The sequence below is a fragment of the Candidatus Methylomirabilota bacterium genome (assembly GCA_028870115.1).
In the GTDB taxonomy this organism is placed as follows: Bacteria; Methylomirabilota; Methylomirabilia; order Methylomirabilales; family Methylomirabilaceae; genus Methylomirabilis.
Map to the genome: position 1 here is coordinate 38246 of JAGWQH010000024.1, position 9256 is coordinate 47501.

Annotated in this window: 7 protein-coding genes; all 7 read left to right on the forward strand. The window is 60.3% G+C overall.

Annotated elements, in window-relative coordinates:
* Positions 1 to 30: 30 nt before the first annotated feature.
* The 7 genes from KGL31_01865 (at position 31) to KGL31_01895 (ending at position 8508) form a co-directional block, all read left to right on the forward strand.
* Positions 31 to 2643 carry a TIGR03960 family B12-binding radical SAM protein gene (locus KGL31_01865; protein ID MDE2320652.1) on the forward strand — a complete coding sequence of 871 codons (2613 nt, stop codon included), beginning with the start codon at positions 31 to 33 and terminating at the stop codon, positions 2641 to 2643.
* A complete protein-coding gene (locus tag KGL31_01870) occupies positions 2640 to 4172 on the forward strand; it encodes an Rne/Rng family ribonuclease (protein MDE2320653.1) in 1533 nt (510 codons plus the stop codon). Before KGL31_01865 ends, KGL31_01870 begins: the two co-directional genes overlap by 4 nt.
* 5 nt (positions 4173 to 4177) lie before the next feature.
* Positions 4178 to 4873 carry a PD-(D/E)XK nuclease family protein gene (locus KGL31_01875; GenBank protein ID MDE2320654.1) on the forward strand — a complete coding sequence of 232 codons (696 nt, stop codon included), beginning with the start codon at positions 4178 to 4180 and terminating at the stop codon, positions 4871 to 4873.
* A 43-nt stretch (positions 4874 to 4916) separates the two neighbouring features.
* Positions 4917 to 5156: a hypothetical protein gene (locus tag KGL31_01880; GenBank protein ID MDE2320655.1), complete on the forward strand. Its 240-nt coding sequence runs from the start codon at positions 4917 to 4919 to the stop codon at positions 5154 to 5156.
* Positions 5157 to 5478: 322 nt separating this feature from the next.
* On the forward strand, positions 5479 to 6447 hold the full coding sequence (locus KGL31_01885; protein ID MDE2320656.1) for a quinone oxidoreductase: 969 nt from the start codon (positions 5479 to 5481) through the stop codon (positions 6445 to 6447).
* Complete coding sequence (locus tag KGL31_01890; GenBank protein MDE2320657.1) at positions 6447 to 7562, forward strand: sorbosone dehydrogenase family protein; 1116 nt, start codon at positions 6447 to 6449, stop codon at positions 7560 to 7562. The genes KGL31_01885 and KGL31_01890 overlap by 1 nt, the downstream gene beginning before the upstream one ends.
* A gap of 244 nt (positions 7563 to 7806) precedes the next feature.
* Positions 7807 to 8508: a VacJ family lipoprotein gene (locus KGL31_01895; protein MDE2320658.1), complete on the forward strand. Its 702-nt coding sequence runs from the start codon at positions 7807 to 7809 to the stop codon at positions 8506 to 8508.
* Positions 8509 to 9256 lie beyond the last annotated feature (748 nt).

Sequence of the window (9256 nt, forward strand, 5' to 3'; positions counted from 1 at the left end):
TGAGTCGCACGAGAACAAGGAGAGGCACTGGTGCGTAGCTTCCGACAAGCGATAGCGGACGAGATTCTTCCCGGGGTCAGCAAGCCGTCTCGCTATATCGGAATGGAGTGGAACGCCGTCAAGAAAGACCCAGCCACGACACCCGTCAGGGTTGCGCTCGCCTTCCCCGATACCTACGAAATCGGCATGTCCCATGTCGGCCTGAAGATCCTGTACCAGATTCTCAACCGGCGGCCGGAGTTTATGGCCGAACGGGTCTATGCGCCCTGGACCGATGCGGACGCGCTGCTGCGGCAGCGGCGGATTCCCCTGTGTACCCTTGAATCCGGTTACAGCCTGGCCGATTTCGACCTGATCGGCTTCACGCTGCAGTACGAACTGTCGTACACCACCATCCTGAACATGCTGGACCTGGGCGGCGTCCCCCTGAAGAGCGGCGACCGGCGGGAGGGCGACCCGTTTGTGATCGCGGGCGGGTCGGTCGGATTCAATCCCGAGCCGATTGCGGAGTTTATCGACCTGTTCGTCCTGGGCGACGGCGAGGAGGCCATCCTTGATGTCTGCGAGGCGACGGCCGCGTGGAAGGCCTCGGGCGGTCGGCGTGACGCGCTCCTTGAGGCATGGGCTGGGATTTCCGGCTGCTACGTCCCGGCGCTCCATCAGGGCGAGACCATCCGCAAGCGGACGGCGATCCATCTGAGCGGGATCGACTACGGCGCCTTTCCGGTCCCTTTCATGGAGATCGTCCACGACCGCGTCAGTATCGAGGTGATGCGGGGCTGCACCCAGGGGTGCCGGTTCTGCCAGGCGGGGTATCTGTATCGGCCGCTCCGGGAACGATCGAGCGAGGAGATTCAGCAATTGGCCTTACAGGCGGTCCGGGAAACAGGATACGAAGAGGTCTCGCTCGCGTCGTTGAGCATCGCCGATCTGACGGTCCTGCCCGATGTGGTGCCTTCACTGATGGATCAGCTCCTGCCGGACAAGATCTCGCTGTCGCTTCCCTCCCTTCGGGTTGAAACCCTGAATCGGTTTCCGCAGGTGGCTGAGGAGATCAGTCGGGTTCGGAAGACCGGCTTCACCATCGCGCCGGAGGCCGGCAGCGCGCGGCTTCGAAAGGTGATCAACAAGGAAGGATTCGATGAGGAGCAGATCTATACGGCCGTTCGGAACGCCGCCAGGTCAGGGTGGGAGTCGGTTAAGTTTTACTTTATCATCGGACTGCCGACGGAGACGCAGGAGGACCTGGACGAGATCGTACGCATCACGCGGGAATCGGCGCGGATCGCGCGGGCCGAGTCGGCAAGAGGCTTTGGATTGACGGTCAGCACCTCCTCGTTCGTCCCGAAGCCGCATACGCCCTTCCAGTGGTGCGCCCAGGAACCGATGGAGATGCTCAAGGACAAGCAGGACTACCTGAGACGAAAGCTGCGGGAGATCAGGGTCTCGTATAAGTGGCATAACGTCCAGTCCTCGTTTCTGGAGGCGGTCTTCTCACTGGGCGACCGTTCGCTTGGACGCGTCATTCAGCGTGGCTATGAGCTGGGGTGCCGGCTTGACGGCTGGACCGAACATCTGAAGTTTGACCGGTGGATGCAGGCCTTTGACGAGACGGGGATCGATCCGAAGGTATTTGCGAATCGACCGCGTAACGTGGATGAGCCGATGCCGTGGGATCATATCGACTCCGGGGTCGACAAGTCGTTCCTGCAGCGGGAGTACAAGAAGGCCATGGAGGTTCGCGGGACGCCCGATTGCCATACATCCACCTGCACCGCCTGCGGCGAGATCTGCATGCCCAACTGGCCGACCTGGGCGGCGCAGGTCGGAATGGACGTCCGAAGTGCAAAATCCCCCCACGGGGGGATTTTGGAGCCAGAGTGCGTTAGTCCTGCTGCCGAACCAAACCCCCAACCCCCAACCCCCAACCCCCAAAGCGAAGCGCCCGTACAGCGCATCCGGTTTATTTTTCAGAAGATTGGTGTGCTCCGGTTTCTCTCGCACCTGGAGTTGATGAGGGCGCTGAGCCGGGCGCTGCGGCGGGCCGGCATCGCCGTGGCGTACTCGCAGGGGTTCAACCCTCAGCCGAAGTTGTCGCTCGCGCTCGCGCTGCCTGTGGGGGTCGAGGGGCGGCAGGAGTTGGCGGACATCGAACTTCGTGCGGCCATGGCCCCTGAGGAGTTGGTGGCGCAGGTCAACCGTTGCCTCGCTGCCGAACTTCAATGGCTTCGGGCGTGGGAAGTCCCGTTGACGGCGCCATCGCTGACGGCGTTGGTGCGGGAGACCGTCTATCGCGTCTCATTGCCGCTGAACGGCTTGGCGGAACAGATCGGCGAGCGGCTCGGCACTCAGGCGCTGTGCGACGAGTGGCTGGACCGGCCCGGCATTCCAGTGACCGTGGAGCGGAAGGAGGGGCGGAGAGAGGTCGATGCCCGTCCGCAGATCCTGGGGTTGACGGCCGAGCGGCAGGAGGAAGGGACGCTCTGTTGGGACCTTCGTTTGAGGACAGGACAGGGCATTGGCGTGCGGCCACAGGCGATTATGACCAGCTTGCTGCAAGAGACGCTTCATGGAGAGTACGAGCGGTGGGACGCGAAGCTGCGCGTGGCGAGAACAGCCCTGATCCTGGACGGCGACCAATGAAACGCGAGATTATCGTCAACTCTTCGATCGTGGAAACCCGGGTGGCCGTCCTGGAGGACGGCGTTCTGGTTGAGTTGCTAATCGACGACTCGAAGAATAAGAGCATCGCCGGCAACATCTACAAAGGGCGCGTGCTGAAGATTCTTCCAGGAATGCAGGCAGCCTTCGTCGATTTAGGTCTGGCAAAGGACGCTTTTCTGTACGTCCGGGACATCTTCGAGGATGTGGAAGAGTATGAGCAGTTACTGACCATCGGGGAGGAGGGCGAGCCTGCCGAACCTGTCTCCGAGGAGCCGAGGCCCAGCTTCTCTCGAGGTCGCCGCCCGCAGGCCAGCATCGAGGAGTTGCTCAAGGAGGGGCAGGAGATTGTCGCGCAGGTGGCCCGAGAGCCGCTTGGGACCAAGGGCGCTCGCATCACTTCGCACATCACGCTGCCCGGACGCTATCTGGTCTACATGCCCACCGAGCAGCACGTCGGGGTCTCGCGGAAGATTGAGAACGAGGCAGAACGATCTCGGTTGAAGGCGATCATCGAAGAGATCAACCCGGAGCGGGAGGGGGTCATCGTTAGGACCGCCGGAATCGGCAAGGAGAGAGCGGAGATCGAGGCCGATCTCGAGTTTCTCCGATCCCTCTGGAAAAAGATCAAGAGTAAGGCTGAAACACTCACCGCCCCGGCATTGGTCCAGAAAGACCTGGACCTGATCTTCCGGATCTTCCGCGACCTCTTCACGAAGGAAGTGGTTCGCCTGGTGGTGGACAGTCCGACCGAGTACGAGCGGTGTCTGGAGTATGCCGAGTCGCTGCATCCCGAGCTGAAATCGCATCTGTTTCTGTACACCGAGGACGAGCCGATCTTCAAATCGTTCGGTATTGAACGGGAGGTCGAGAAGGCGCTACGACACAAGGCGTGGCTCAAATCGGGGGGCTATATCGTGTTGGAGGAGACCGAGGCGCTCGTCTCCATCGATGTCAACACCGGTAAGTATGTCGGCAAGCATGATTTTGAAGAGACGATTCTCAAGACTAACCTGGAGGCGGCCCGGGAGATCGCGCGCCAGGTGCGCCTGCGAGACTTGGGTGGGATCATTATCATCGACTTCATCGATATGGCTCGCCAGGAGAGTCGGGATCGGGTGCTGCAGGACCTGAAGGAGGCGCTGAAGCCCGATCGCTCGCCGACCAATGTATCGCTTCTGTCGGAACTGGGCCTGGTTGAGATGACACGGAAGCGGGTCCGTCAAGGATTGAATAAGGCCCTGAGCGCGTCCTGTCCAGAGTGTGGCGGTCTTGGCTACATCCGTTCAACCCCCTCCATCGCCCATCAAGTCCTTCGAGAGGTAGAGTGGCGGCTGTTCAGCAAGCGGATCCCGCTGGTCCGGATCCGGGCCCACCCCGACCTGATCGGCTGGTTCCAGGCGGAGGACGGCGAAGTGATCGAAGCGCTCCAACAGACCTATGGCGGGGAGATCGTTCTGGTTCCGGAAGAGTCGTTGGCTCCAGGAAAATACCAGTTGCTGGAGGGGTAGGGCGCGTGAAGCGCCTCACCTTATCCAATAACCGCCTGGGATTGTATACCGAGTGTCCCCGTTGCTTCTGGCTGGAGATCAACGCCGGAATCAGGCGCCCGGAAACGATCTTTCCGAGTCTCCCTGGCGGGCTGGACCTTCAGTTCAAGCGATACTTTGATCAGTTCAGGGACCGGGATGAGCTGCCTCCTGAAGTGAAAGGCAAGCTTCCGGGAAGACTGCTATCGGATGCGCAGACTATGGATCGTTGGCGTGACTGGAGACGCGGGATCCGCTCTGCCACGGTCTGGGCTGACGTTGAGGTGATGGGGGCGCTGGACGAGTGCCTGGTGGATGAGGCCGGCTTCTACTATCCGCTGGACTACAAGACCCGGGGGTATGCCCCGAAAGCCGACACCCACGTATTTTACCAGGACCAGATGAACCTCTACACGCTGTTGCTGGAAGGCAACGGCCACAAGACCAAACGCCTCGCATATCTGATCTACTATCATCCCGTGAAAGTGAAGGAATACGGCCTCATTCGGTTCCAAGTCGACGTCCATGAGGTGGCAACTGACCCCGCAGCCGCCGAAGCGCTCATCAAGGACGCCGTGGTGGTCCTTCGCGGCCCTGCGCCAGCCGGCTCATCCTCATGTGGATTTTGCAAGTGGAACAGCGCGGTCCAGGAGTGGGAAGCGACCCCGCGACTTGACCTGTGAGTCGGAAGGGGTCTGGTGACTAAAAGACAGAATGGAGAGAGCGATGGCGAGATTACTGATCACCGCGACTTACGGGTATGACAACTCTACGCGGGCGACGATGCCGTTCTTTGTGGCGAAGGGCGCGAAGGAGTCTGGCATCGACGTCGGCATTGTGTTGGCGCTCGATGCCACGGTTCTGATCAAGTCGGAGTTGCGGCAGCACGTCAAGCCCTACGGACTCCCGCCGCTCGACGAACTGTTCCAGTTCGCCGTGGACCATCAGATCCCGATTTACCTCTGAGGGGGGTGAGCCCAGACCCGTGGGGTCTTGGATGAAGACCTCAAGCGTGTGTCGGTCGTTCAGAAGATCGATATCAAACGGTACGCCCAACTGCTGGTAGAGTACGACCGATCGGTTACTTACTAATGCAAACGCAGAAAGTCATGTGTCATCGCGAGGGAGCGAAGCGATCGAAGCGATCTCACGCACGGCGAGATTGCCACGCTCCTTTCAGTCGCTCGCAATGACGATGTAACAGGAGTTAGTGTGTGTATGAGGTGTGACTTGTGTCGGTGGGTGGCTTGCTTCGGAGAAGCGACACACGTAGGACAGGAGGTAGCGTATGCGCGCGATTCGCATACATGAGTATGGCGATCCTGACGTGCTCCGCTGTGAGGAGGTGGCGCTCCCCGAACCCGGCGCTGGCGAAGCGCGGGTTAAGATCGACGCGGTCGGGATCAACTTTATCGATATCTACCAGCGGAAGGGCCAATACCCTGACCCGCTGCCGGTGATCCCGGGCAGGGAGGCGGCGGGCGTTGTCGATGCAGTCGGCCCTGGCGTATCGGAACTCACGCCGGGAACCCGTGTCGGCTACGCCATGCAGGTGGGCGCCTACGCGGAGTATGCAATCATCCCGGCGCGAAGGCTGGTGCCGATTCCGGACGCAGTAGAGACGCGGCAGGCCGCAGCGGTGATGCTGCAAGGACTGACCGCGCACTATCTGAGCCACAGCACCTATCCGCTGCAGCGAGGCGACAGCGCGCTGATTCACGCGGCGGCGGGCGGCGTGGGTCTGCTCCTGGTCCAGATAGCCAAGCGACGTGGCGCTCATGTCATCGGGACCGTCTCAACCGAGAAGAAGGCGCGTCTGGCGAAGGAGGCCGGCGCCGATGAGGTCATCCTCTACACGCAGACTGACTTCGAGGCGGAGACCAAGCGCCTGACAGACGGTAAGGGCGTGCACGTGGTCTACGACTCGGTCGGACAGACCACCTTCGATAAAAGCCTGAACTGCCTCAGACCTCGCGGCTGCATGGTCCTCTACGGCCAGTCCAGCGGGCCAGTGCCGTCGCTGAACCCCCAGGTGCTCAGCGCCAAGGGTTCAGTCTATCTGACCCGTCCCAACCTGATGCACTACACGCTTGACCGGACGGAACTGCTGAAGCGGGCAGGGGACCTGTTCGACTGGATCATAGCCGGGACGCTTACCGTACGGATCGACGCGACCTTCCCGCTTGCCGAGGCCGCACTCGCCCATCGCCGTCTTGAAGCGCGCCAGTCTACAGGGAAACTATTGCTGATCCCCTGATGCGCGGCTTTCGACGCGGTCTGTCCTTACTCGTGTTGCTGACAGGATCGGTGTCTTGCGGCAGCGTAAACGGCGCGCAGGAGTTACCGCTGCATCAGATCCACCTGCCGCCCCGGTTTGGGATCAGCGTATATGCGAGCCATCTCCCCGATGCCCGGTCAATGGCCCTCGGCCCGAACGGTACGCTGTTTGTCGGCACTCGCACGGCGGGGAATGTCTATGCCGTCCTGGATCGCAACCAGGATCAGAAGGCGGACGAGGTTGTCACGCTCCTGCGGGGCCTGAATATGCCGAATGGCGTCGCATTCCACAACGGGGCGCTCTACGTGGCCGAGATAAACCGGATCCTGCGGTACGATGATATCGAGAGTCACCTGAAGGACCCGCCTGCGCCGGTAGTGGTGTACGACGGCTTTCCCCGGGATCGCCATCATGGCTGGAAGTTCATACGCTTCGGTCCCGACGGTTGGTTGTATGTTCCAGTCGGCGCGCCATGTAATGTCTGCGAGCGCGAAGATGCGCGCTACGCATCGATCACGCGCATGAAGCCGGACGGGACCCAATTGGAGATCTTCGCGCGGGGCGTCCGCAATACGGTCGGGTTCGATTGGCATCCGAAGACGCATGAGCTCTGGTTTACGGACAACGGACGAGATTGGATGGGTGACGATCTGCCGCCGGACGAGCTGAATGTTGCGCCACGTCCGGGACTGCATTTCGGCTTTCCCTATTGCCATGGGCGAACTATTTCCGATCCCGGGTTCGGGAAGCAGCGGAGGTGTGAGGAGTTCACCCCGCCGGCGATGGAACTCGGGCCGCACGTGGCGGCGCTCGGTATGCGCTTTTACACAGGGACGATGTTTCCGGAAGAGTTTCGGAATCATATTTTCATTGCGGAACACGGATCGTGGAACCGGAGCGCGCCGATCGGGTATCGTGTCATGCTGGCGCGGGTTGCTGACCGGCGCGCGCTGACGTATGAGGTGTTTGCCGAGGGCTGGTTGCAAGACGGTCACGCCTGGGGACGCCCTGTGGACCTGCTGGTCATGCCGGATGGGGCGATGCTGGTGTCGGATGATCAAGCAGGTGTCATTTATCGGATCAGCTACAGATAGTAACCTATCTAAGATTTCAGCAAGAAAGGTTTTCGGATGAAAGTCGGGTTGCATATTTTGCGCGACAAGAAAGAAAATTCATGGTAAAGATGATAGACCTTTTAGGGAATGGGGAAGGGGCGTCGATAAGCGATTCCAAACATCGGCTTTGACCAAGGAAAGGAGCGAGAGGGTGGGACACAGGGCCAGGAAATCATTGCCGTGGATTGGTGCATTGGCCGTTGCTGTGACAATTGCAGGCTTGATGGGTGCGTCGAGCGTCATGGCGGCGGATCCGCAATCGACCGATGAAGGCGCTACCCGACAGATGGAAGGCGCGGTATCGCTGGAGAAGGAGCAGGTTGAGGAGTACGACCCCTGGGAGCCGTATAACGAGAAGATGTTCAACTTTAACCACGATATGGTTGATCGGTATGTCCTGAAACCCGTGGCCACCGCCTGGGACAAGGTCCTACCTACTGAGGTGCAGCAGGGCTTCAGCAATGCGTTTGACAACATAGCCGTACCGAGGCGGGTGATCAACAATGCGCTCCAGGGCAAATTCAAGCGGGCCAGCAACGAGGTGTTTCGCTTCCTGTTCAATACCATCTTTGGCGTCGCAGGGTTCTTCGATGTGGCGAAGGCCTCAGGGCTTGAAAAGAGCGATGCGGACACCGGCCAAACACTGGGTAAATGGGGGGTAGGTCCAGGTCCCTATGTCGTCTTGCCGTTCTTGCCCCCGCTGACGGCGCGCGACGGGGTTGGGCTTGCAGCAGACGTTGTCATGGATCCGATGAGTTTCGTAGCCCCGCTGGCGTCTACGTTCGGCAAATGGGGTGGGGAGGCCGTCAATACCCGGTCACAGAACCTGGAAATGTACGAGAGCGTTGAAGAGTCGACCGTTGACCTGTACAGCGCGGTGCGGAACGCCTATCTGGTACGGAGGCAGCAGGCCATCGAGAAGTAATCGAATACTCTCAACTCTTGCGCCTTTATGACGTGAAGCGCCTGTCAATACTCCGGATACCGTGAGCCCTCACCAAAGAGTAATCCTCCTCTGAGGGTGGTCTCTCGCCGATTCATTGCCTTCGCCTCTGACGGCAGGAGATGCAACATGGCCTTCTGCAGGCATAGCTTCATGGCCGAGCCGGTCTCGGCGTCTTTTGCGCCGCATTCGGATTGACGGGCCAGACCGTTCCGCTGGCTCCATTGATTGTTATGTTGGTGTCATTGAGCCGGTCGTCATTGTCGGTCTCGATAGCCGTTTGTCGATTTAGAACTAGATCTGCACCTCAGCAATCCCCTCGTGAACCAGCTCGCCGTGCGTACTATTGCTCACGCCAATGGTATTCCGTCCCGGCCGGACATCGGTGAGGAGATAGTTCACCCGCAACCGGACGCTCGGGTTGACATACCAGTTTAGGCCGAGGGTGCCGGAACGCGCATCTTCATCGGCCGCAGCCGCTGCATCTCCCGCTGCAACTGCTGGAGCGACCCCTGCTGCGTCTCAAAGGCCGGCTCGAGCTCTGTGAGCTTGTCAGCCCAAGCCCACACCACCTTCTGTGCGCCATAATCCGGAATATTGCAGTTGAACTCATATCTTAGCCTCTGTCACCGGAACTGCATTGCAGTTGGCGTCCTTCGGGAGCAGGCGCGAGAGATGTGCGAGGAAGGTCGCCTGCCACGGTCTGGCGCGCGAGAGCCGGAGCATCGGC